Raw genomic sequence first — 23,513 nt, 5'->3', positions numbered from 1 at the left:
TCCTAGTTATTTTGGTAAAATAAATGTATGTTATAAAAACTAACATAAAGGAGAAAGAAGATGAATACAAAAAAGCGTGTCCTTAGTGCAGGTTTGACTTTTGCGGCTGCATTGCTATTAGCTGCTTGTGGACAATCAGCTCCAGATACAAAAACTTACTCATCAACCTTTAGTGGAAATCCAACTACATTTAACTATTTATTGGACTACTACGCTGACAATACAGCCATCATTACTAACCTAGTTGACGGTCTGCTTGAAAATGACAATCATGGAAATCTAGTTCCGTCTCTGGCAGAAGATTGGTCTGTTTCAAGAGACGGTCTGACCTATACCTACAAATTGAGAAAAGATGCCAAATGGTTCACAGCTGATGGTGAAGAGTATGCTCCAGTCAAGGCACAGGATTTTGTGACAGGTATCAAGTACGCAGTGGATAATAAATCACAGGCCATTGACCTGATTCAAAACTCTATCAAGGGCTTGAATGATTATATTACAGGAGTAAATTCTGACTTTTCTAAGGTTGGGGTGAAGGCGATTGATGACCAGACTGTGGAATATACTTTGGCACGTCCGGAACCTTACTGGAACTCAAAAACAACAAATAGTATTCTTTTCCCAGTAAACGAGGAGTTTTTAAATTCAAAAGGGAAAGATTTCGGTACCTTATCTCCAGATAGCATTCTCTATAGCGGACCTTATTTGTTAAAAGATTTCACATCAAAATCATCTATCGAGTATGTGAAGAATCCACATTACTATGATCATGGCAAAGTATCGATTGAACACGTGAAATTGGCTTATTTTGATGGCTTAGACCAAGAATTGACTATCCGTAACTTTGAAAATGGAGCTTATTCTATTGCGGGGGTTTATCCAAATAGTTCAAACTTCGCCAAGACCAAGGAGAAATACAAGGATAATATCGTCTATAGTTTGCAGGATAAGACATCTTGGTACTTCAATTTCAATGTCAATCGTAAGGCCTACAACTATACATCTAAAACGACAGATGAGCAGAAGAAGTCAACTGAGGAAGCTGTCTTGAACAAAAATTTCCGTCAAGCAGTGAACTTTGCCTTGGATCGCACAGCCTATTCTGCTCAGTCAAATGGAGAAGAAGCAGCTAGCAAGACCCTTCGCAATACCCTAGTGCCTCCTACATTTGTCCAAGTTGGAGACAAGACCTTCGGAGAAGTAGTCGCTTCTAAATTGGTCAACTATGGCACAGAATGGTCAGAAATAAACCTAGCTGATGCACAGGATGCCTATTTCAATCAAGAAAAAGCCCAAGCAAAATTTGCGGAAGCTAAAAAAGAATTGGCAAGTCAAGGTGTGACTTTCCCAATTCACTTGGATGTGGCAGTTGATCAGACGAATAAAAATGCTGTGGCAGGTATGAACTCAGTTAAACAGACCATCGAGTCAGTTTTAGGTGATGATAATATTGTCATTGATGTTCAGCAATTGTCAACAGATGATTTTAATAATGTAGGCTTTTTGGCGCCGACACCAGCTGATCGAGACTACGATTTAAACTTTGATGGTTGGGTGGGTGACTACCAAGATCCATCAACTTATCTCAATCCTTTCAATGCAGAGGATGGATTCTACCTCAAAATCTTTGGTTTAGATGCCAAGGAAGATAAGGCAAAAATTGCTAGTCTAGGGCTGGATACCTACACTAAAATGCTTAAGGAAGCGGATGGTGAAAACAAAGATGTAGCGAAGCGTTATGAAAAATACGCTGAAGCACAGGCTTGGATGATTGATAATTCTCTTATTATGTCAGTTATGTCAAATGGTGGAACAGCATCTGTAACTAAAGTGACACCATTTACAAGAGGATATTCATTGGTTGGTATCAAGGGAGATGGAAATAACTACAAGTACATGAAACTGCAAAAAGATACTGTAACAACAAAACAGTTTGAAGAAGCGAAGACCAAATGGGAGCAAGAAAGCAAAAAAGCAATCGAAAAAGCTCAAAAAGAAGCAGAAAAGCATGTTAAATAATGAGAAATAGCTTTTTAAGAAGAATCATAAAGACAAACATCAATTTTGGTGCTTGTCTTTTTAAATCACTCGGCTATTGAAAACTGAGAAATGATTTGTTTTGTGCTAAAATAGATTGAAACTAATACTCAATAAAAATCAAAGAGTAACTGAGAAGTTAGCTCAAAGTACAGCTTTGAGGTGGTAGATAGAACTGACGAAGTCAGCTCAAAATACTGTTTTGAGGTTGCAGATGGACGCTGATGTGGTTTGAAGAGATTTTCGAAGAGTATAAGATTCTCTCTTTTACTGTAGTTAAGGAGATGTAAAGATAAATGATAAGGAAGCGACTATGTACGATTATCTTATTGTTGGTGCAGGTTTGTCTGGCGCAATCTTTGCACACGAAGCAACAAAACGTGGTAAAAAAGTGAAAGTGATTGACAAACGTGATCACATCGGTGGAAATATCTATTGTGAGAATGTAGAAGGTGTTAATGTTCATAAATATGGTGCCCACATCTTCCATACTTCTAACAAGAAAGTTTGGGATTATGTTAATCAATTTGCTGAATTTAACAACTACATCAACTCGCCTGTGGCTAACTACAAGGGTAACCTTTATAATCTACCTTTCAATATGAATACTTTCTATGCTATGTGGGGGGCAAAAACTCCGCAAGAGGTCAAAGATAAGATTGCTGAGCAAACAGCTGATATGAAGGATGTTGAACCTAAAAACCTGGAAGAGCAAGCAATTAAGTTGATTGGTCCAGATATTTATGAAAAGTTGATCAAGGGATACACTGAAAAGCAATGGGGACGTTCTGCGACTGATCTTCCACCCTTTATCATCAAGCGCCTTCCAGTTCGATTGACTTTTGATAATAACTACTTTAATGACCGTTATCAAGGAATTCCAATCGGTGGTTACAACGTCATCATTGAAAACATGCTAGGCGACGTAGAAGTAGAACTTAGAGTTGACTTTTTTGCCAATCGGGAAGAGCTCGAAGCTTCAGCTGAAAAAGTTGTCTTTACAGGAATGATTGACCAATATTTCGATTACAAACATGGTGAATTAGAATACCGTAGCCTTCGTTTTGAGCATGAAGTTCTAGATGAAGAAAACTATCAAGGAAACGCAGTTATAAACTATACAGAACGAGAAATTCCTTATACTCGCATTATTGAGCATAAACATTTTGAGTATGGTACGCAAAATAAAACGGTCATTACTCGTGAATACCCAGCTGATTGGAAACGTGGTGATGAACCTTATTATCCAATCAATGATGAAAGAAACAATGCTATGTTTGCTAAATATCAAGAAGAAGCAGTACAGAATGATAAGGTCATTTTCTGCGGACGTTTGGCCGATTATAAATACTACGACATGCATGTGGTTATTGAGCGTGCTCTTAGTGTAGTAACGGATGAGTTTAAATGAGATAATGAAGGATAAAATTGATCGATGAAATATTATCTAAAAGAAGAATTTCTGAAGTATTCTGGTGCACGAAATACGGGGAATAAGGCTTGAAATGATGTCGAAGAAATAGTGGTTCGTGAGGGCTATACTCCTTTGTTATTCATGGTAGATGATTGGTATCAAATGGGGACTATTAGAGCCCAACGCCACAAGGCTAAAGCCCTATCCAAAGCTATCTCTAAGTTGAAGGAAGGGGATCGGCTACTTATTCGATTTCCTATGCTTCATCATCGTTTCTTTACGACTCATTTAGTTAAAAGAATACAATGTAAAGGAGTGAGGGTTCACTTTATTATCCATGATTTAGAAGTTTTGCGCTATGCTAATTTGGATACAGTACCCTGAAGCATAAGATTCGTGTTCACCTTCAAGAGTCTAGTCTTTTGAAACAAGCTGATGGTCTTATTGCTCATAATCCAGTTATGAAATCAGTGCTTGTTGATAAGGGGATTTCTGAGAAGAAAATAGTTAGTTTAGGCATTTTTGACTATCTTATCCCAAATTATCAGGACAAAGAAGATTTATCGAAGGAAGGGGCTATTATTGTAGCTGGAAATTTAGCCCAAGAAAAAGCAGGTTACTTATATGAGTTGTCTGCAAGACCGGCATATAACCTCTATGGTGTTGGTTTTGATGAGTCTAGAAAGCTATCAAATGAAACCTATTTTGGTTCATTTCTTCCAGATGAATTACCGTCAGCGTTAGAAGGAAGCTTTGGTTTAGTTTGGGATGGTGATAGTTCTAAAACTTGTAGCGGAGTGTTTGGTGAGTATTTGAGATACAATAATTCCCACAAGGCCTCCCTTTATTTGGCCTCTGGTTTTCCTATTATTGTTTGGAAGCAATCTGCTTTGGCTAATTTCGTCTTAGAAAAAGAGTGTGGAATTAGTGTTGAGAATTTACTTGACTTGGAAGAAGTATTGGACAATTTGTCTCAAGACGAGTATCAGGTTTTGGTCAAAAATGCTAAGGCCGTAGGTCAAAAAATTCGTGAGGGTTCTTATCTTCTTTCCGCATTGCAAGCTTTAAATTAATAAATTTAAAAATGACTTAAATAGATGGATGAGGGAGTTACTGAATCCCCCCTCTTTTTTATAGTTAAAAAGAGATTAAAAAATGAAATAACATTCAATGCTTATCAGAAAATAACAACTAAAAATGAAAATTCTGAAAATTCTGTTGACAAGGTTTGAAAAAGGGGCTATAATGGATAGAAAAACAAAGGAGAATACGATGAAAACAAGGAAAGTATTGGCTCTTGCGGGGGTCACTTTATTAGCAGCTGGTGTCTTAGCGGCTTGTTCTGGTGGTTCTGCTGCTAAAGGTGAGCAGACTTTTGCATTTACCTACGAGACAGACCCAGATAACCTCAATTATTTAACAACTGGTAAGGCAGCGACTGCTGACATTACTAGTAATGTGATTGATGGTCTGTTGGAGAGTGACCGCTATGGAAATTTGGTGCCATCAATGGCAGAGGACTGGTCAGTTTCTAAAGATGGTTTGACTTACACTTATAAGATTCGTCAGGATGCCAAGTGGTACACATCTGAAGGAGAAGAGTATGCTCCTGTTAAGGCTCAGGACTTTGTGACAGGTCTTAAATATGCGACAGATAAGAAATCAGAAGCCCTATACTTGGTACAGGACTCAATCAAAGGACTGGATGCCTACGCTAAAGGGGAAAATAAAGATTTCTCTCAAGTTGGGATTAAAGCACTTGATGATCAAACAGTCCAATACACTTTGAACAAACCTGAAAGTTTTTGGAATTCTAAAACAACAATGGGTGTCTTAGCACCAGTCAATGAAGAGTTTTTGAACTCAAAAGGGGATGATTTTGCCAAAGCTACGGATCCAAGCAGTATCTTGTATAATGGTCCTTATTTGTTGAAATCGATTGTGACCAAATCTACTCTTGAATTTGCGAAGAATCCTAATTACTGGGATAAAGACAATGTCCATATTGACAAAGTCAAATTGTCATTCTGGGATGGTCAAGATACTAGTAAACCTGCAGAAAACTTTAAAGATGGTAGCCTTTCAGCAGCTCGTCTCTATCCAACAAGTGCAAGTTTCGCAGAGCTTGAGAAAGAGATGAAGGACAACATTGTCTATACGCAACAGGACTCTACGACTTATGTAGTAGGAACAAATATTGACCGTCAGTCCTATAAATATACTTCTAAGACTAGCGAAGAACAAAAGACTTCAACTAAAAAGGCTCTCTTAAACAAGGATTTCCGCCAGGCTATTGCCTTTGGATTTGACCGTACAGCCTATGCTTCTCAGCTAAATGGACAAACTGGAGCAAGCAAAATTTTACGTAATATCTTTGTTCCACCAACATTTGTCCAAGCAGATGGAAAAAACTTTGGTGACATGGTCAAAGAAAAATTGGTGACTTATGGTGATGAATGGAAGGATGTCAATCTTGCTGATGCCCAAGATGGTCTCTATAATCCAGAGAAAGCCAAGGCAGAATTTGCTAAGGCTAAGGCTGCTCTTCAAGCAGAAGGAGTACAGTTCCCAATTCACCTAGATATGCCTGTTGACCAAACAGCAACTACAAAAGTTCAACGTGTCCAATCTATGAAACAATCTTTGGAAGCGACTTTAGGAACTGATAATGTCATTATTGATATTCAACAATTGCAAAAAGATGAAGTGCTTAATGTTACTTTATTTGCACAAACTGCTGCTGGTGAGGATTGGGATATTTCTGATAACGTTGGATGGGGACCAGACTTCTCAGATCCATCAACTTATCTTGATATCATCAAGCCTTCTGTAGGGGAAAATACGAGAACTTACCTAGGATTTGATTCAGGAAAAGACAATGAGGCGGCTAAGAAGGTTGGTCTCAATGATTATGATAAAATGGTCAATGAAGCAGGAGAAGAAACTACAGACGTTACAAAACGGTATAACAAGTATGCTGAAGCTCAAGCATGGTTGACAGATAGTGCCCTAGTCATTCCAACGACATCTCGTACAGGGCGTCCAATCTTGTCTAAGATGGTACCATTTACTTTACCTTTCTCTTTCGCAGGTAACAAGGGAACAAGCGATCCGCTCCGATACAAATATCTTGAACTTCAAGACAAGGCAGTCACAGCAGATGAATATCAAAAAGCTCAAGATAAATGGGTGAAAGAAAAAGAAGAATCCAATAAAAAAGCGCAAGAAGAACTCGCAAATCATGTGAAATAAAATAAAAAGAAGTTAGCTGTTCGCTAACTTCTTTTAGTTTATCGAAAGTGAATTGAAACCTATCCTCTCTTTCAAAGATTATGACGTTAAGTTTTTGTAGAAAAAATCCTGAGTTTTGCTTCTCAGGATTTTCTTTTTACTGTTGTGGTTGCTGTTGAACTTGTGGATTTTGTGGCGTTGGTTGTACTGGTTGTGTCGGTTGACCAGCCTGACTAGCCTGACCAGCTTGTCCTTGATTAGGATCGGTTGCTGGAGCATTATTGGATTGTTGACCAACCGTCGTACTTGCCTGTGTAGTTGAACTTTCAGCTGTTGTGCTTGGAGTTTCTACTGTTTGTGTTTGTTGTGTTACTGAATTATTCCCTGTATTCTTTGCGTTATTCTGGAAGATGAATTCTCCATTTCTATACAAGCCATCTGGCATTGTCCAGTCTCCAGGATTGTCATCTTCAGAAAGGTAAGTTATCATTGAGCGATAAACCTTACCAGCAACAAGGAAACCATCTCCGATGATTGGAGTTAGACGATTTGAGTATCCTGTCCAAACGGCCATTGCATATTTGCGGGTATAACCAACAAACATTTCATCTGGAGCTACGTAACCACCGTTTTTGATATACTTTTCAATTTCTTCGTCAGTATAGTTAGAAGTACCTGTCTTACCTGCTTGTGGAAGCCAAGGTAGGTAGGCTCCACGTCCGGTTCCGTATAATAAGACAGTTTTCATCATTTCGGTCATCATATAGGCAGTAGTTTCTTTCATAGCCCGAGTACCGGCATCAGAAAATTCTTTTTCACTACCATCACTAAAGACGATTTTATTGATATACATTGGTTTGTGGTAAGTACCACCATTAGCAAAAGCTGCGTAGGCAGCGGCCATTTTTTCACTACTTGCTCCGTACTTTTTGTTGGATTCAGTTGTGTTACTTGAAATGGCGTTTGCATAAAGCATGCTTGGATAATCGATACCAAGCCCATTGAGGAAGGTTTTAGCTCTATCTAGACCGACCTTATTCAAAGTCTCAACGGCTGTGACATTTCGTGATTGTTGAAGAGCATACTGGACTGTAATGTTTCCAAAGTAGCCATGATCCCAGTTGTAGACTGGGGTATCAGTGCCAGGATAGTTATAAGGAACATCATGTACAATAGAAGCAGTAGAGTCATAGACTCCATATTCTAAAGCGGGAGCATAGTCAGTGATTGGTTTCATCGTAGAACCCCAGTCACGGTTGGTTTCAACGGCTTGGTTAACACCGAAAGATACATTACTTGATTGGTGACGTGCCCCTAACTGAGCAATGACTTTACCATTTGTTACATCCACGATGGTTGAAGCTACTTGGAGTTCATCATCTGGGTAGGCAACATATTCATCTGTATTGTAAACATCCCAAAGTCGCTGTTGAACATCTTTGTCCACATTTGTGTAGACATCCATACCTGTAGTAAGAAGGTTGTAACCTGTTTCTTGTTCAACTTGATCAATTACTTCTTTGAGGTAATTGTCCATATAAGCAGGATAACTATTGGCTGACTTCAAGCTTTGGAGACCATCAGTGATAGGAGTATTAATAGCTTTTTCGTAATCTTCTGCACTGATGTAATTTTGCCCCTTCATTTCTGAAAGTACCAAGTTCCGACGTTCGAGAGCAGCTTCTGGATGGGAATAAGGATCATATTGGTTTGGTGCTTGAGGCATTCCAGCTAGAAGTGCTAACTGTGGCAAGCTTAAATCCTTCAAGTCTTTTCCATAGTAATTTTGAGCTGCGGTTTGCATTCCATAGTTACCGTTAGACATGTAGACTTTGTTTATGTAGTAGGTCAAGATTTCTTGCTTGGTTGCTTTTTGCTCTAGTTGAACAGCTAGCCAAGCTTCCTGAGCTTTACGTGACAGGGTTTGATCGGCAGTTGAGGTAGAGAAATAGGTCAATTTGATCAATTGCTGAGTCAAAGTTGAAGCTCCTTGGAGCCCTCCTTTCCCTTGGAGGTTTCTCAATGCCGCACCCATGATACGAATGGTATCAACACCTCTATGGTCAAAGAAACGATGATCTTCGATAGACACGATGGCCTTTACCAAATCAGTAGGGATTTCATTTGCTTGAGCATTTACGCGACGTTCAGAACCAAGGTCAGCAATTAGTTCGTTCTTATTGTCGTAAATCTTGCTAGAGGTCGTCGCAACTAATTTACTTTCAGATAAGGCTGGGGCCTTGCTAACAAAGTAGAGGAAGACCCCTCCACCTAATAGAAATAACGCGATAAATAAGGTAAGAAATGTAATTCCAATATACTTTAAGAATCGCAGAATAGTTTGTTTGTTCATCTTGTTTTACCACCTAGTAAGTGTTCTTTGATAATGTCGAGATAGGGAATTTGAGGGAAAGCTCCTTGCTTTACTAAATATCCGTATTCTTGAATATATCCAAGTGGCATTGATTTTTGACCCTTATCTTGATGATAAAAGCGAATCAAATCAAGTGCCGGCAACAAATAAGTTTCTTGTTGAGAAGAAAAATGAAGCAGTACGAAGCAAATGCCCTGCTGTTCTAGAACTTGTTCCATATGTTGAATCTGGTGAAGATGGAAGTTCTTTAGTGGAATAGCATTCTTTTGTCGCGTTTCCTTGGCTTCAAAGTCAATGTAATATCCTTTATACACGCCAGAGTAATCTGTTGTGGAAGCTTGTCTAAAGTAGGCTTCTACAATTTTGGCTCGACTACGTTGAGGATAGTCTACTCGAACGATCTGAACAGGCGTTGGTTTTTTATGGATAACCGCCATGCCATGCGTCAGATAGTAATCGTTTGTAGCGTTGATCATCTTTTCAAAAGTCATTCCTCGATTTGCGAAATTTTTTGGTTGAGAAATGGATGTTTGGCTTTTTTTTGATGAAATTTTATGAGGATAGTTGACCATATTTCTCCTTATTGGTACAATAACATCACTCTATTATACCATAAAAATAGAAAGAAAGGTGTAAAAATGACTACAGCTTTAATTATGGGATATTCTAATTTTGACTTGGGTTTGTTTAATGAAAAAGATTTCAGGTTAAAAATTATAAAAAAAGCCATTCGCCGTGATTTAGAAAGTTTAGCAGAAGAAGGAATTAAATGGCTGGTCTTTACAGGGAATTTGGGATTTGAATCCTGGGTTCTTGATGTCGCAAATGAAATGAAATATGAGTATGATTTTAACCTAGCGACCATTTTTGATTTTGAAACACACGGGGAAAATTGGAATGAAGCGAATCAGCTTAAACTGAGCCAATTTAAGCAGGTAGATTTTGTCAAATATGCCTATCCGAAATATGAACATATGGGGCAACTACGAGACTACCAACGATTTTTGCTGGAAAATACTGATTTAGCTTATTTTTTCTATGACCCTGAAAATGAGACCAAATTAAAATTTATAGACAATTTGATGAAAAATCAGGAAGGTTATCGTATCAAAAGGCTAACCTTTGAAGACTTAAATGAGTTAGCAGAAAATTTTTCTGAAAAGTAAGCCTTTGACCTTGATTTTTGTTTGTCTTTTTTTATATAATAATACTATTAGAAACCGAGAATGGAGAGAGTGATGGCAAGTATTATTTTTTCAGCAAAAGATATTTTTGAGCAAGAGTTTGGACGTGAAGTCCGTGGATATAGTAAGGTTGAAGTTGATGAATTTTTGGACGATGTCATCAAGGACTATGAAACTTATGCTGCCTTAGTCAAGTCTCTCCGTCAAGAAATTGTAGAGTTGAAGGAAGAATTGTCTCGCAAACCTGAATCTGCACCGGTTCAAGCAGAACCTCTTGAAATGACATCTACCACTTCTATGACGAATTTTGATATTTTGAAACGACTAAATCGTCTTGAAAAAGAAGTGTTTGGTAAACAAATTTTGGATAACTCTGATTTATAAGAGCTTATTTGAAAAGTGCAATTTTTGGATAATCGCGTGAGGAGAATTTCTTTTCATGAGGAAAGTCCATGCTAGCACAGGCTGTGATGCCTGTAGTGATTGTGCTAGGCGAAACCATAAGCCTAGGGACGAGAAATCGTTACGGCAGTTGAAATGGCTAAGTCCTTGGATAGGCCAGAGTAGACTTGAAAGTGCCACAGTGACGGAGTCTTTCTGGAAACAGAGAGAGTGGAACGCGGTAAACCCCTCAAGCTAGCAACCCAAATTTCGGTCGGGGCATGGAGTACACGGAAACGAACGTAGTACTCTGACTGCTAGCAGCTATAGGCTGTTAGTGGTAGACAGATGATTATCGAAGGGAGTGGTCCTAGTCACTTCTGGAACAAAACATGGCTTATAGAAAATTGCATATAGGTTGGGGCTGAGAAAACTTTCTCAACCTCATTTTTTAAAGTGGACATATAGAAAGGTCTTATAAGACTGAAAATGAAAAAAGAATTTAATTTAATCGCTACTGCTGCAGCGGGCCTTGAGGCTGTTGTGGGACGTGAAGTGCGAGAGTTGGGCTACGATTGTCAGGTTGAAAATGGGCGTGTTCGTTTTCAAGGAGACGCAAGAGCTATTATTGAAACCAACCTCTGGCTTCGGGCAGCAGATCGTATCAAAATCATTGTAGGAAGTTTCCCAGCTAAGACTTTTGAGGAGCTCTTTCAGGGAGTTTTCGCTCTAGATTGGGAACATTATTTACCACTTGGGGCTCGTTTTCCGATTTCGAGAGCCAAATGTGTTAAGTCTAAACTACACAATGAACCCAGTGTTCAGGCAATTTCAAAGAAGGCTGTTGTTAAGAAGTTGCAAAAATACTATGCCCGTCCAGAAGGTGTTCCTCTGATGGAGAATGGTCCTGAGTTTAAGATTGAGGTCTCTATTCTGAAAGACATTGCAACTGTCATGATTGATACGACCGGATCCAGCCTCTTTAAACGTGGCTATCGTACGGAAAAAGGTGGTGCTCCTATCAAGGAAAATATGGCGGCAGCCATTTTGCAACTTTCTAACTGGTATCCAGACAAGCCCTTGATTGATCCAACCTGTGGTTCAGGAACTTTTTGTATCGAAGCAGCTATGATTGCTAGAAAGATGGCTCCTGGTCTTCGTCGCTCTTTTGCTTTTGAGGAATGGAACTGGATTAGCGATCGCTTGATCCAAGAAGTGCGCACAGAGGCAGCTAAGAAAGTGGATCGTGAACTTGAGCTTGATATCATGGGCTGTGATATCGATGCACGTATGGTGGAGATTGCTAAGGCCAATGCTCAGGCAGCAGGGGTTGCAAGAGATATTACCTTTAAGCAGATGCGCGTGCAGGATTTGCGTTCTGACAAAATCAATGGAGTGATTATCTCTAACCCACCTTATGGTGAACGCTTGTCAGACGATGCAGGAGTTACCAAGCTTTATGCTGAGATGGGGCAAGTATTTGCACCGCTGAAAACGTGGAGCAAATTTATCCTAACTAGTGATGAAGCCTTTGAGACCAAGTATGGTAGTCAGGCGGATAAGAAACGTAAGTTGTACAATGGGACCTTAAAAGTTGATTTATATCAATATTTTGGTCAGCGTGTTAAACGTCAGGAAGTAAAGTAGGAAGGAAAACTCATGAGTGAGAAAGGACGTAATCATCATAATGCAGAACATCAAGAAGCTCAATTTGATTTTGATGATGCTAAAGAGCTAACAGTTGGAGAAGCCATGCGAAAAAATGAAGAGGTGGAAGCAGGTGTATTGCCTGGAGATTCTATCTTGGACAAGTATGTGAAAAAACATAAAGATGCAATTGATGCAGATAAGTTTGAAACACGTCAGTTTAGCAAGGATGATTTAGTTGAAAAAGAAGAGGTAGAGGAGACTCAGACTCTGGATAATTTGCTTCAAGAGCTTCGTGAGGATACAGAAGTAACTCCTCCTGATCCAGAAGATGAATTAAGTCAGTTTGATGATTTAGAATTAACACGAGTTTCAGAAGCTCCTCTTGTCGAAGAACTTGAGACGGAAGAGGTACCATTGGTCGGAGCGGAAGAGGTTCCGATACGTTCTCGAGTGACAGATAGTGAAGATGGAAACAGTAAGAAGAAATGGATGCTTTACGGTATTCTAGCAGCTTTAGTGGTTCTTATCCCTGGGACTGCTTATTATGTTTATCGTCAAGTGGCTCGTTCGACCAAGGAAATCCAAACTTCTCAATCAACTACAAATACGCAGTCAGATGTGGAAGAATTCAATAATTTATATGATGCCTTCTATACAGATAGCAACAAAACGGCTTTGAAAAATAGCCAGTTTGATAAACTAAGTCAACTAAAAACCTTACTTGATAAGCTAGAAGGTAGTCGTGAATATACGCTTGCAAAATCTAAGTATGATAGCCTAGCAACTCAAATCAAGGCCATTCAAGATGTCAATGCTCAATTTGAGAAGCCAGCTATTGTGGATGGTGTTTTGGACACTAACGCTAAAGCTAAATCAGATGCTAAATTTACAGATATTAAAACTGGAAATACGGAACTTGATAAAGTGCTAGATAAGGCTATCAGCCTTGGTAAGAGCCAGCAAACAAGTACTTCTAGCTCAAGTTCAAGTGAAACTAGTAGCTCAAGTTCAAGTCAAACAAGCTCAAATACGACTAGTGATACAAGCCCAAGTAGTTCAAATGCTACCTCAAATGAGACTAGAAGTTCTCGTAGTGAAGTCAATATGGGTGTATCAAGTGCAGGAGTCGCTGTTCAAAGAAGTGCCAGTCGTGTTGCCTACAATCAGTCTGCTATTGATGATAGCGATAACTCTGCCTGGGATTTTGCAGATGGTGTCTTGGAACAAATTCTAGCGACTTCACGCTCACGTGGTTATATCACTGGAAATCAATACATCCTTGAACGTGTTAATATTATTAATGGCAATGGCTATTACAACCTCTACAAGCCAGATGGAACCTATCTCTTTACCCTTAACTGTAAGACAGGATACTTTGTTGGAAATGGCGCTGGTCATGCGGATGACTTGGACTACTAAGTAGCCGTTACAAAATTCTTTCTTTTCAAAAGTAAAAATGATAAAATAAAACAAATCAAACAAGAGGAGTGTCAAATGACAAAAGCTAACTTTGGTGTTGTTGGTATGGCCGTAATGGGTCGTAACCTTGCCCTTAATATTGAATCTCGTGGCTATACAGTTGCTATCTACAACCGTAGTAAAGAAAAAACGGAAGATGTGATTGCTTGCCATCCTGAAAAGAACTTTGTACCAAGCTATGACGTTGAAAGTTTTGTAAACTCAATTGAAAAGCCTCGTCGTATCATGCTTATGGTTCAAGCTGGACCTGGTACAGATGCTACTATCCAAGCTCTTCTTCCACACCTTGACAAAGGTGATATCCTGATTGACGGTGGAAACACTTTCTACAAAGATACAATCCGTCGTAGCGAAGAATTGGCAAACTCAGGGATCAATTTTATCGGTACTGGGGTTTCTGGTGGTGAAAAAGGTGCTCTTGAAGGTCCTTCTATCATGCCTGGTGGACAAAAAGAGGCCTACGAATTGGTGGCTGATGTTCTTGAAGAAATCTCAGCTAAAGCACCAGAAGATGGAAAACCATGTGTGACTTACATCGGTCCTGATGGAGCTGGTCACTATGTGAAAATGGTCCACAATGGTATCGAGTATGGTGATATGCAATTGATTGCAGAAAGCTACGATCTTATGCAACACTTGCTTGGGCTTTCAGCTCAAGATATGGCTGAAATCTTTACTGAGTGGAACAAGGGTGAATTGGACAGCTACTTGATTGAAATCACAGCGGATATCTTGAGCCGTAAAGACGATGAAGGTCAAGATGGACCAATCGTAGACTACATTCTTGATGCTGCAGGTAACAAGGGAACTGGTAAATGGACTAGCCAATCAGCTCTTGACCTTGGTGTGCCATTGTCACTCATCACTGAATCAGTATTTGCGCGTTACATTTCAACTTACAAAGAAGAACGTGTACATGCTAGCAAGGTTCTTCCAAAACCAGCTGACTTCAAATTTGAAGGAGACAAGGCTGAGTTGATTGAAAAAATCCGTCAAGCTCTTTACTTCTCAAAAATCATCTCATACGCACAAGGTTTTGCTCAACTGCGTGTAGCTTCTAAAGAAAACAACTGGAACTTGCCATTTGCAGAGATCGCATCTATCTGGCGTGCTGGCTGTATCATCCGTTCTCGTTTCTTGCAAAAGATTACAGATGCCTACAACCGTAATGCAGATCTTGCTAACCTTCTTTTGGATGAGTACTTCTTGGATGTTACTGCTAAATACCAACAAGCAGTGCGTGATATCGTAGCTCTTGCGGTTCAAGCTGGTGTGCCAGTGCCAACTTTCTCAGCAGCTATCACTTACTTTGATAGCTACCGTTCAGCTGACCTTCCAGCTAACTTGATCCAAGCGCAACGTGACTACTTTGGTGCCCACACTTACCAACGTAAAGACAAAGCAGGAACCTTCCATTACTCTTGGTATGACGAAAAATAAGTAGGTTTGTTATGGGGAAACGGATTTTATTACTTGAGAAAGAACGAAATTTAGCTCATTTTTTAAGTTTGGAACTCCAAAAAGAGCAATACCGTGTTGATCAGGTAGAAGAGGGGCAAAAAGCCCTCTCCATGGCTCTCCAGACAAACTATGACTTAATTTTACTGAATGCTCATCTGGGGGGTATGACGGCCCAGGATTTTGCAGACAAACTGAGTCGAACAAAATCAGCCTCAGTGATCATGGTATTGGACCATCGTGAAGAATTGCAAGGGCAGATTGAGACAATCCAACGCTTTGCCGTTTCTTACATCTATAAGCCAGTTATTATTGAGAATTTGGTAGCTCGTATTTCAGCGATTTTCCGAGGTCGGGATTTCATTGACCAACACTGTAGTCAGATGAAGGTTCCAACGTCTTACCGCAATCTGCGTATGGATGTAGAACATCATACCGTTTATCGTGGCGAGGAGATGATTGCTCTGACCCGTCGTGAGTATGACCTTTTGGCTACTCTTATGGGAAGCAAGAAAGTCCTGACTCGTGAGCAGTTGTTGGAAAGCGTATGGAAGTATGAAAGTGCGATCGAAACCAATATCGTGGATGTCTATATCCGTTATCTACGTAGCAAACTTGATGTAAAAGGTCAAAAAAGCTACATTAAAACCGTGCGTGGTGTTGGTTACACCATGCAAGAATAGCAAGCAGTTGCAGTTATGTAACTGCTTTTTTACATGAGTTCTTTATATGTTGACATGCGATTTTGTATTTGCTACAATCAGTTATGGAGGATAGGTCTAATGAAAAAAATAAAAAAATTGATGCAAATTGCATTAGCAGTCTTTTTCTTTGGTTTGCGAGCGACAAGTGCAGTATTGGCGGATGATACTGATTCAGAAGGCTGGCAATTTGTCCAAGAAAATGGTAGAACCTACTACAAGAAGGGGGATCTCAAAGAAACGGCCTGGCGAGTGATTGATGGGAAGACCTATTATTTTGATCATGTATCAGGAGAGATGGTTGTCGGCTGGCAATACATCCCGTTTCCATCTAAAGGGAGTACCATTGGTCCTTACCCTAATGGTATGAGGTTGGAATTGATGCCAATGCCAAGATGGTACTACTTTAACCAAGATGGGATTCTTCAAGAATTTGTTGGCAAGCAAGTTTTAGAAGCAAAAACTGCTACCAATACCAACAAACACCATGGTGAACAATATAATAGTCCAGCAGAGAAACGAGTCTATTATTTTGAAGATCAACGTAGTTATCACACTTTAAAAACTGGTTGGATTTATGATGAGGGGCATTGGTATTATTTACAAAAGAGTGGTGGCTTTGATACTCGTATCGACAGTTTAACGGTTGGGGAGCCAGTGCGTGGCTGGAGCAATGATAACCCAACTTGGTACTATCTCGATCCAACAACTGCTACAATGCAAACTGGTTGGAAACAACTTGGCAATAAGTGGTACTACCTCCGTTCATCAGGAGCTATGGCAACCGGTTGGTATCAGGAAGGCTCCACTTGGTATTATTTAGATGTTCAAAATGGTGATATGAAAACTGGCTGGCAATACCTTGGTAACAAGTGGTACTATCTCCGTTCATCAGGAGCTATGGTCACTGGTTGGTTCCAAGTTAATGGTAAATGGTACTATGCCTATAGCTCAGGTGCCTTAGCAGTGAATACGACCGTAGATGGCTATTCTGTCAATTATAATGGCGAATGGGTTCAATAATGAAAGAGGCGATTGTGAAGGAAACAATCGCTTTTTTTGTGAAAATATAATAAAATAGATAGGAGAGAATAAATACTTGTAGGAAAAAATAATACTCTTCGAAAATCTCTTCAAACCACGTCAGCGTCGCCTTACCGTAGCTATGGTTACTGACTTCGTCAGTTCTATCCACAACCTCAAAACAGTGTTTTGAGCAACCTGCGGCTAGCTTCCTAGTTTGCTTTTTGATTTTCATTGAGTATGAGACGGCTTTTTCGTCTAGTAAAAGGTAAATATGATAAAAAAAGTTGGTGTTGGTCAGGCACATAGTAAGATTATTTTAATAGGAGAGCATGCGGTCGTTTACGGTTATCCTGCTATTTCCTTGCCACTTTTGGAGGTGGAAGTGACTTGTAAGGTGGTCCCTGCTGAAAGTCCTTGGCGTCTCTATGAGGAGGATACCTTGTCCATGGCGGTCTATGCTTCACTGGAGTATTTGGAGATCACGGAGGCCTGCATTCGCTGTGAGATTGACTCGGCTATCCCTGAGAAGCGAGGAATGGGTTCGTCAGCTGCTATCAGCATAGCGGCTATACGTGCTGTATTTGACTACTATCAAGCAAATCTACCTCATGATGTACTAGAAATCTTGGTCAATCGGGCGGAGATGATTGCTCATATGAATCCAAGTGGTTTGGATGCTAAGACCTGTCTCAGTGACCAGCCTATTCGCTTTATCAAGAACGTTGGATTTACAGAGCTTAAGATGGACCTATCCGCCTATTTGGTGATTGCTGACACGGGCGTGTATGGTCACACTCGTGAAGCCATCCAAGTAGTTCAAAGTAAGGGGAAGGATGCCCTACCGTTTTTGCATGCCCTAGGAGAATTGACCCAGCAAGCAGAAAATGCGATTTTACAAAAAGATGCTGAGGGGCTGGGGCAAATCCTCAGTCAAGCGCATTTACATTTAAAAGAAATTGGTGTCAGTAGTCCTGAGTCAGATTCTTTGGTTGAAACGGCTCTTAACCATGGTGCTCTGGGTGCTAAGATGAGTGGTGGTGGGCTAGGAGGCTGTATTATCGCCTTGGCAGTCAATTTGACTCAAGCTCAAGAACTAGCAGAAAGATTAGAAGAGAAAGGAGCTGTACAGACATGGATCGAGAGCCTGTAACAGTACGTTCTTACGCGAATATTGCCATTATCAAATATTGGGGAAAGAAAAAAGAAAAAGAGATGATACCTGCTACTAGCAGCATCTCTCTGACTTTGGAAAATATGTACACGGAGACGACCTTGTCGCCTCTACCGACGACTGCGACTGCTGATGCCTTTTTTATCAATGGTCAGCTACAAAATGAGGCAGAGCATGCCAAGATGAGTAAGATTATTGATCGCTATCGTCCAGCTGGTGAGGGCTTTGTCCGTATCGATACTCAAAACAATATGCCAACCGCAGCAGGTCTGTCCTCAAGTTCTAGTGGTTTGTCTGCCTTGGTCAAGGCTTGTAATGCTTATTTCAAGCTTGGTTTGAATCGGAGCCAGTTGGCGCAGGAGGCTAAGTTTGCCTCAGGCTCTTCTTCTCGGAGTTTTTATGGACCATTAGGTGCCTGGGACAAGGATAGCGGAGAGATTTACCCGGTAGAGACAGACCTGAAACTAGCTATGATGATGTTGGTGCTAGAGGACAAGAAAAAACAAATCTCTAGCCGTGATGGGATGAAACTTTGTGTGGAAACTTCGACGACTTTTGACGACTGGGTGCGTCAGTCTGAGAAAGACTATCAGGATATGCTGGTTTATCTCAAGGAAAATGATTTTGCCAAGGTTGGGGAATTAACGGAGAAAAATGCCCTGGCTATGCACGCTACGACCGAAACAGCATCACCAGCTTTTTCTTATCTGACTGATGCGACTTATGAAGCCATGGACTTTGTTCGTCAGCTTCGTGAACAAGGAGAAGCCTGTTACTTTACCATGGATGCTGGTCCCAATGTCAAGGTCCTCTGTCAAGAGGAAGACTTGGAGCATTTATCTGAAATCTTCGGTCAACATTACCGCTTAATTGTGTCAAAAACAAAGGATTTGAGCCAAGATGATTGCTGTTAAAACTTGCGGAAAACTCTATTGGGCAGGTGAATATGCTATTTTAGAGCCAGGGCAGTTGGCCTTGATAAAAGCCATCCCCATCTATATGAAGGGCGAGATTGCTTTTTCTGATAGTTACCGTATCTACTCAGATATGTTTGATTTCGCAGTGGATTTGACGCCAAATCCTGACTATAGCTTGATTCAAGAAACGGTTGCTTTAGTGCAAGATTTCCTCGTTCATCGTGGGCAGACCTTACGACCATTTTCTCTAGAAATCCGAGGAAAAATGGAACGAGAAGGGAAAAAGTTTGGTTTAGGTTCTAGTGGCAGCGTCGTTGTCTTGGTTGTCAAGGCTTTACTAGCTCTATATGATATTACGGTTGATACGGAGCTCTTGTTCAAGCTGGCTAGTGCCGTCCTACTCAAGTGCGGTGACAATGGTTCTATGGGGGACCTTGCCTGTATTGTGGCAGAGGATTTAGTTCTCTACCAGTCTTTTGATCGCCAGAAGGTGGCTGCGTGGTTGGAAGAAGAAAACTTGGCGACTATTTTAGAGCGTGATTGGGGCTTTTCTATTTCACAAGTAAAACCAGCTCTAGAGTGTGATTTCCTAGTGGGATGGACCAAGGAAGTGGCTGTATCGAGTCACATGGTCCAGCAAATCAAGCAAAATATCAATCAGGATTTCTTAACTTCCTCAAATGAAACGATAGCTGCTTTAGTAGAAGCCTTGGAGCAGGGGAAAGTAGAAAAAATCATCGAGCAGGTGGAAACAGCCAGCAAGCTCTTAGAAGGCTTGAGCACAGATATTTACACACCTTCGCTTAGACAACTGAAAGAAGCCAGTCAAGATTTGCAGGCCGTTGCCAAGAGTAGCGGTGCTGGTGGTGGTGATTGTGGTATTGCCTTGAGTTTTGATGAGCAATCAACTGAAACCCTAAAAAACCGTTGGGCCGATCTGGGGATTGAGCTCTTATACCAAGAAAGGATAGGACATGACGACAAATCGTAAGGACGAGCATATCCGCTATGCCCTTGAGCAGAAAAGTTCTTATAATAGCTTTGATGAGGTCGAGTTGATTCATTCTTCCTTGCCTCTTTACGACCTGGATGAAATCGATCTGTCAACAGAGTTTGCTGGTCGAAAGTGGGACTTTCCTTTTTATATCAATGCTATGACAGGTGGAAGCGATAAGGGAAGAGAAATCAATCAAAAGCTGGCTCAGGTGGCGGAAGCCTGTGGTATTTTGTTTGTAACGGGTTCTTATAGTGCGGCTCTCAAAGATCCATCAGATGCCTCTTTTTCTGTCAAGACTAGTCATCCAAATCTCCTTCTTGGAACCAATATTGGATTGGACAAGCCTGTTGATTTAGGCCTTCAGACTGTAGATGAGATGACCCCTCTTCTCCTGCAGGTGCATGTCAATGTCATGCAGGAATTGCTCATGCCCGAGGGAGAAAGAAGGTTCAGAAGTTGGCAATCGCATCTAGCAGACTACGGCAAGCAAATCCCCGTTCCGATTGTCCTAAAAGAAGTGGGCTTTGGAATGGATGTGAAGACCATCGAAAGAGCCTATGAACTGGGTGTTCGTACAGTGGATCTATCGGGTCGTGGTGGCACCAGCTTTGCTTATATCGAAAACCGTCGCAGTGGTCAACGTGATTACCTCAATCAATGGGGCCAGTCTACCATGCAAGCCCTTCTCAATGCCCAAGACTGGAAAGACAAGGTCCAACTCTTGGTCAGTGGAGGGGTTCGGAATCCGCTGGATATGATTAAGTGCTTGGTCTTTGGTGCCAAGGCTGTAGGACTGTCACGTACCGTTCTGGAATTGATTGAAACCTACACAGCTGAAGAAGTGATCGGCATTGTCCAAGGCTGGAAAGAGGATTTACGCTTGATTATGTGTGCTCTTAATTGTGCAAGTATAGCAGATTTGCAAAAAGTAGACTATCTTCTTTATGGAAAATTAAAAGAAGCAAATGATCAGATGAAAAAGGCGTAACCAGCGCCTTTTTTCCATCTTCAGACCGAGGTGACTTTTTTGAATTGTGATAAAATAGAAGGGAGAGGATGAACCTATGAGAAAATTTAAAATCTTTTTATTTATCGAAGCCTGTCTTTTGACAGGAGCTCTGATTTTGATGGTATCAGAGCATTTTTCGCGTGTTCTGCTGATTCTATTCCTCTTTTTGCTTTTGATTCGCTATTACACTGGTAAAGAGGGCAATAATCTTCTTTTAGTAGTGGCAAGCATTCTCTTCTTTTTCATCGTCATGCTCAATCCTTTTGTGATTCTAGCTATTTTTGTTGCGGTTATCTATAGTCTCTTTCTTCTTTATCCGATGATGAACCAGGAAAAAGAGCAGACCAATTTGGTTTTTGAAGAGGTGGTAACGGTTAAGAAGGAGAAAAATCGTTGGTTTGGAAATCTCCATCATTTTTCAAGCTACCAGACTTGCCAGTTTGATGATATCAATCTCTTTCGTCTCATGGGCAAGGATACCATTCATCTGGAGAGGGTCATCTTAACCAATCACGATAATGTCATTATCCTTAGAAAGATGGTAGGAACGACTAAAGTCATTGTACCTGTAGATGTGGAAGTCAGTCTTAGCGTTAACTGTCTCTATGGAGATTTGACTTTTTTCAACCAGCCCAAGCGAGCCCTTCGAAATGAACACTATCATCAAGAAACAAGAGACTATCTCAAGAGTAACAAGAGTGTCAAGATTTTCTTGACCACTATGATCGGGGATGTGGAGGTGGTCAGAGGATGAAAAAACAAGCTTATGTAATGATTGCTCTCACCTCCATCTTGTTTGTCTTATTTCTCTCCCACAGCTTGCTGGACATCCTTGACTTGGACTGGTCTATTTTCTTGCACGATGTCGAAAAAACAGAAAAATTTGTCTTTTTGTTGTTGGTATTCAGCATGTCCATGACCTTTCTCTTAGCCTTGTTTTGGCGAGGTATCGAAGAGCTATCTCTAAGAAAAACGCAGGCTAATCTTAAGCGTTTATTGGCAGGTCAAGAAGTGGTTCAGGTTGCAGATCCAGATTTGGATGCCAGTTTCAAGTCCTTGTCAGGTAAACTTAACCTCTTGACAGAAGCTCTTCAAAAGGCTGAAAATCACAGCATTGCTCAGGAAGAGGAAATCGTCGAGAAGGAACGAAAGCGGCTTGCTCGGGATTTGCACGATACAGTCAGTCAGGAGTTATTTGCAGCTCACATGATTTTGTCAGGTGTCAGTCAGCAGGCTTTGAAATTGGATAGAGAAAAGATGCAGATCCAGTTGCAGAGCGTCACAGCTATTTTAGAAACTGCCCAGAAGGATTTGCGGGTTTTAGTCTTGCATTTGCGGCCTGTTGAACTGGAGCAGAAGAGTTTGGTAGAGGGAATTCAAATTCTCTTAAAAGAGCTTGAGGACAAGAGTGATCTCAAGGTTGGTTTCAAGGAAAATATCACGAAATTGCCTAAGAAAATCGAGGAGCATATCTTCCGTATCCTGCAAGAGTTAATCAGCAATACCCTCCGCCATGCCCAGGCATCTTGTCTGGATGTCTATCTCTATCAGTTAGATTTTGAATTGCAACTGAAAGTGGTGGATAATGGGATTGGTTTCCAGTTAGATAGTTTAGATGACCTGAGTTATGGACTCCGTAATATCAAGGAGCGAGTCGAAGATATGGCAGGGACGGTTCAGCTTTTGACAGCTCCTAAGCAAGGGCTGGCAGTTGACATCCGCATTCCCCTGCTTGATAAGGAATGATAAAGGAGTAAAGATGAAAATTTTACTAGTAGATGACCATGAAATGGTCCGATTGGGCTTGAAAAGCTATTTTGACCTCCAAGACGATGTAGAAGTTGTGGGTGAGGCAGCCAATGGGGCTCAAGGCATTGAGTTAGCCTTGGAATTGCGTCCAGATGTTATTGTCATGGATATTGTCATGCCGGAGATGAATGGGATTGATGCGACCTTGGCCATCCTCGAAGAATGGCCTGAAGCTAAGATTTTGATTGTGACTTCTTATTTGGACAATGAAAAAATCATGCCGGTCTTAAATGCAGGTGCTAGGGGATATATGCTCAAGACTTCTAGTGCAGACGAACTACTCCATGCAGTCCGTAAGGTTGCTGCTGGTGAGTTGGCTATTGAGCAAGAAGTCAGCAAGAAGGTCGAATACCAGCGCAATCACATAGAACTACATGAGGACTTGACTGCGCGTGAACGAGATGTTCTTCAACTCATCGCCAAGGGCTACGAAAATCAGCGTATCGCAGATGAACTTTTTATCTCTCTCAAGACGGTCAAGACCCATGTGTCTAATATCCTAGCCAAGCTGGAGGTCAGTGATCGCACCCAGGCAGCAGTTTATGCTTTTCAACATCACTTGGTCGGGCATGAGGACTTTTAATAGTTATGTAAAAACAATATTGGAGAAGTGACTGAATTTAGTATCAAAGAAGCAAGCAACTAGCTCCCCCATCATTGAAAAGCGCAGTCATT

General features: G+C 40.8%; 20 protein-coding genes, 1 other RNA gene and 1 pseudogene. 19 read left to right on the top strand and 3 right to left on the bottom strand.

What is annotated here, in order from left to right; translation table 11 throughout:
• Positions 1-60: 60 nt before the first annotated feature.
• From D2908_RS05565 to D2908_RS05545, 4 genes and pseudogenes are all read left to right on the top strand, one after another.
• Positions 61-2,019, top strand: coding sequence for a peptide ABC transporter substrate-binding protein (locus D2908_RS05565; RefSeq protein ID WP_117305516.1), 1,959 nt, complete (start codon positions 61-63; stop codon positions 2,017-2,019).
• 331 nt (positions 2,020-2,350) lie between these two features.
• Complete coding sequence (glf, locus tag D2908_RS05555) at positions 2,351-3,448, top strand: UDP-galactopyranose mutase (RefSeq protein ID WP_117305512.1); 1,098 nt, start codon at positions 2,351-2,353, stop codon at positions 3,446-3,448.
• Between the two features lie 24 nt (positions 3,449-3,472).
• A pseudogene (locus D2908_RS05550) lies at positions 3,473-4,524 on the top strand (galactofuranosyltransferase).
• Between the two features lie 199 nt (positions 4,525-4,723).
• The gene (locus D2908_RS05545; protein ID WP_117305511.1) at positions 4,724-6,703 is read left to right on the top strand and encodes a peptide ABC transporter substrate-binding protein; all 1,980 of its coding nucleotides are present in this window, start codon (positions 4,724-4,726) and stop codon (positions 6,701-6,703) included.
• A gap of 136 nt (positions 6,704-6,839) precedes the next feature.
• On the opposite strand, the gene pbp1a is transcribed toward D2908_RS05545, so the two are convergent.
• Both pbp1a and recU read right to left on the bottom strand, forming a co-directional pair.
• The gene (pbp1a, locus tag D2908_RS05540; RefSeq protein ID WP_117305509.1) at positions 6,840-9,035 is read right to left on the bottom strand and encodes a penicillin-binding protein PBP1A; all 2,196 of its coding nucleotides are present in this window, start codon (positions 9,033-9,035) and stop codon (positions 6,840-6,842) included.
• Positions 9,032-9,628, bottom strand: coding sequence for a Holliday junction resolvase RecU (recU, locus tag D2908_RS05535; RefSeq protein WP_117305507.1), 597 nt, complete (start codon positions 9,626-9,628; stop codon positions 9,032-9,034). The genes pbp1a and recU overlap by 4 nt, the downstream gene beginning before the upstream one ends.
• Positions 9,629-9,694: 66 nt before the next feature.
• Between recU and D2908_RS05530 the strand changes: the two genes are divergently transcribed.
• The 8 genes from D2908_RS05530 to D2908_RS05495 all read left to right on the top strand — a co-directional run bounded on the left by D2908_RS05530 (position 9,695) and on the right by D2908_RS05495 (position 16,932).
• On the top strand, positions 9,695-10,222 hold the full coding sequence (locus D2908_RS05530; RefSeq protein ID WP_117305506.1) for an SLOG family protein: 528 nt from the start codon (positions 9,695-9,697) through the stop codon (positions 10,220-10,222).
• 72 nt (positions 10,223-10,294) lie between these two features.
• Entirely contained in the window at positions 10,295-10,624 is a 330-nt protein-coding gene (gene gpsB, locus D2908_RS05525) for a cell division regulator GpsB (protein WP_165847448.1), read from the top strand.
• Positions 10,625-10,644: 20 nt separating this feature from the next.
• Positions 10,645-11,026, top strand: an RNA gene (rnpB, locus tag D2908_RS05520) — RNase P RNA component class B.
• Between the two features lie 84 nt (positions 11,027-11,110).
• Entirely contained in the window at positions 11,111-12,268 is a 1,158-nt protein-coding gene (locus D2908_RS05515) for a class I SAM-dependent RNA methyltransferase (protein ID WP_117305503.1), read from the top strand.
• A gap of 12 nt (positions 12,269-12,280) precedes the next feature.
• Positions 12,281-13,690, top strand: a complete 1,410-nt coding sequence (locus D2908_RS05510; protein WP_117305501.1) for a cell division site-positioning protein MapZ family protein — start codon at positions 12,281-12,283, stop codon at positions 13,688-13,690.
• Positions 13,691-13,765: 75 nt separating this feature from the next.
• On the top strand, positions 13,766-15,190 hold the full coding sequence (gene gndA / locus D2908_RS05505; RefSeq protein ID WP_117305499.1) for an NADP-dependent phosphogluconate dehydrogenase: 1,425 nt from the start codon (positions 13,766-13,768) through the stop codon (positions 15,188-15,190).
• 11 nt (positions 15,191-15,201) lie between these two features.
• A complete protein-coding gene (locus D2908_RS05500) occupies positions 15,202-15,891 on the top strand; it encodes a response regulator transcription factor (protein ID WP_117305498.1) in 690 nt (229 codons plus the stop codon).
• Positions 15,892-15,990: 99 nt separating this feature from the next.
• Positions 15,991-16,932 carry an N-acetylmuramoyl-L-alanine amidase family protein gene (locus D2908_RS05495; RefSeq protein WP_117305496.1) on the top strand — a complete coding sequence of 314 codons (942 nt, stop codon included), beginning with the start codon at positions 15,991-15,993 and terminating at the stop codon, positions 16,930-16,932.
• On the opposite strand, the gene D2908_RS10120 is transcribed toward D2908_RS05495, so the two are convergent.
• Positions 16,904-17,167 carry a hypothetical protein gene (locus tag D2908_RS10120; RefSeq protein WP_117305494.1) on the bottom strand — a complete coding sequence of 88 codons (264 nt, stop codon included), beginning with the start codon at positions 17,165-17,167 and terminating at the stop codon, positions 16,904-16,906. The two genes, D2908_RS05495 and D2908_RS10120, sit on opposite strands and share 29 nt — an antisense overlap.
• 39 nt (positions 17,168-17,206) lie before the next feature.
• Between D2908_RS10120 and mvk the strand changes: the two genes are divergently transcribed.
• From mvk to D2908_RS05455, 7 genes are all read left to right on the top strand, one after another.
• Entirely contained in the window at positions 17,207-18,085 is an 879-nt protein-coding gene (gene mvk / locus D2908_RS05485; protein ID WP_117305492.1) for a mevalonate kinase, read from the top strand.
• Positions 18,067-19,020 carry a diphosphomevalonate decarboxylase gene (gene mvaD / locus D2908_RS05480; protein ID WP_117305491.1) on the top strand — a complete coding sequence of 318 codons (954 nt, stop codon included), beginning with the start codon at positions 18,067-18,069 and terminating at the stop codon, positions 19,018-19,020. The genes mvk and mvaD overlap by 19 nt, the downstream gene beginning before the upstream one ends.
• Positions 19,007-20,014, top strand: coding sequence for a phosphomevalonate kinase (locus D2908_RS05475; RefSeq protein ID WP_117305489.1), 1,008 nt, complete (start codon positions 19,007-19,009; stop codon positions 20,012-20,014). The genes mvaD and D2908_RS05475 overlap by 14 nt, the downstream gene beginning before the upstream one ends.
• Positions 19,998-21,008 (top strand): type 2 isopentenyl-diphosphate Delta-isomerase, encoded by a 1,011-nt coding sequence (fni, locus tag D2908_RS05470; RefSeq protein WP_117305487.1) that lies wholly within the window; start codon positions 19,998-20,000, stop codon positions 21,006-21,008. The genes D2908_RS05475 and fni overlap by 17 nt, the downstream gene beginning before the upstream one ends.
• Positions 21,009-21,084: 76 nt before the next feature.
• Positions 21,085-21,783 carry a cell wall-active antibiotics response protein LiaF gene (liaF, locus tag D2908_RS05465; RefSeq protein WP_117305485.1) on the top strand — a complete coding sequence of 233 codons (699 nt, stop codon included), beginning with the start codon at positions 21,085-21,087 and terminating at the stop codon, positions 21,781-21,783.
• Positions 21,780-22,775 (top strand): sensor histidine kinase, encoded by a 996-nt coding sequence (locus tag D2908_RS05460; protein ID WP_117305483.1) that lies wholly within the window; start codon positions 21,780-21,782, stop codon positions 22,773-22,775. The genes liaF and D2908_RS05460 overlap by 4 nt, the downstream gene beginning before the upstream one ends.
• 13 nt (positions 22,776-22,788) lie before the next feature.
• A complete protein-coding gene (locus D2908_RS05455; protein ID WP_117305481.1) occupies positions 22,789-23,421 on the top strand; it encodes a response regulator transcription factor in 633 nt (210 codons plus the stop codon).
• Positions 23,422-23,513 lie beyond the last annotated feature (92 nt).

Origin of the sequence: Streptococcus sp. LQJ-218 (assembly GCF_003428885.1) — a bacterium.
Lineage (GTDB): Bacteria > Bacillota > Bacilli > Lactobacillales > Streptococcaceae > Streptococcus.
This window is presented reverse-complemented; position numbering and strand designations above follow the sequence as displayed.

Excerpts from the sequence above, each read along its gene's own strand:
- glf (WP_117305512.1), top strand. The coding sequence starts at position 2,351 with ATGTACGATTATCTTATTGTTGGTGCAGGTTTGTCTGGCGCAATCTTT.
- D2908_RS05545 (WP_117305511.1), top strand. The coding sequence starts at position 4,724 with ATGAAAACAAGGAAAGTATTGGCTCTTGCGGGGGTCACTTTATTAGCA.
- D2908_RS05515 (WP_117305503.1), top strand. The coding sequence starts at position 11,111 with ATGAAAAAAGAATTTAATTTAATCGCTACTGCTGCAGCGGGCCTTGAG.
- D2908_RS05510 (WP_117305501.1), top strand. The coding sequence starts at position 12,281 with ATGAGTGAGAAAGGACGTAATCATCATAATGCAGAACATCAAGAAGCT.
- fni (WP_117305487.1), top strand. The coding sequence starts at position 19,998 with ATGACGACAAATCGTAAGGACGAGCATATCCGCTATGCCCTTGAGCAG.
- gndA (WP_117305499.1), top strand. The coding sequence starts at position 13,766 with ATGACAAAAGCTAACTTTGGTGTTGTTGGTATGGCCGTAATGGGTCGT.
- D2908_RS05460 (WP_117305483.1), top strand. The coding sequence starts at position 21,780 with ATGAAAAAACAAGCTTATGTAATGATTGCTCTCACCTCCATCTTGTTT.
- D2908_RS05500 (WP_117305498.1), top strand. The coding sequence starts at position 15,202 with ATGGGGAAACGGATTTTATTACTTGAGAAAGAACGAAATTTAGCTCAT.
- liaF (WP_117305485.1), top strand. The coding sequence starts at position 21,085 with ATGAGAAAATTTAAAATCTTTTTATTTATCGAAGCCTGTCTTTTGACA.
- mvk (WP_117305492.1), top strand. The coding sequence starts at position 17,207 with ATGATAAAAAAAGTTGGTGTTGGTCAGGCACATAGTAAGATTATTTTA.
- D2908_RS05475 (WP_117305489.1), top strand. The coding sequence starts at position 19,007 with ATGATTGCTGTTAAAACTTGCGGAAAACTCTATTGGGCAGGTGAATAT.
- gpsB (WP_165847448.1), top strand. The coding sequence starts at position 10,295 with ATGGCAAGTATTATTTTTTCAGCAAAAGATATTTTTGAGCAAGAGTTT.
- D2908_RS05455 (WP_117305481.1), top strand. The coding sequence starts at position 22,789 with ATGAAAATTTTACTAGTAGATGACCATGAAATGGTCCGATTGGGCTTG.
- D2908_RS05565 (WP_117305516.1), top strand. The coding sequence starts at position 61 with ATGAATACAAAAAAGCGTGTCCTTAGTGCAGGTTTGACTTTTGCGGCT.
- mvaD (WP_117305491.1), top strand. The coding sequence starts at position 18,067 with ATGGATCGAGAGCCTGTAACAGTACGTTCTTACGCGAATATTGCCATT.
- D2908_RS10120 (WP_117305494.1), bottom strand. The coding sequence starts at position 17,167 with ATGAAAATCAAAAAGCAAACTAGGAAGCTAGCCGCAGGTTGCTCAAAA.
- pbp1a (WP_117305509.1), bottom strand. The coding sequence starts at position 9,035 with ATGAACAAACAAACTATTCTGCGATTCTTAAAGTATATTGGAATTACA.
- D2908_RS05495 (WP_117305496.1), top strand. The coding sequence starts at position 15,991 with ATGAAAAAAATAAAAAAATTGATGCAAATTGCATTAGCAGTCTTTTTC.
- recU (WP_117305507.1), bottom strand. The coding sequence starts at position 9,628 with ATGGTCAACTATCCTCATAAAATTTCATCAAAAAAAAGCCAAACATCC.
- D2908_RS05530 (WP_117305506.1), top strand. The coding sequence starts at position 9,695 with ATGACTACAGCTTTAATTATGGGATATTCTAATTTTGACTTGGGTTTG.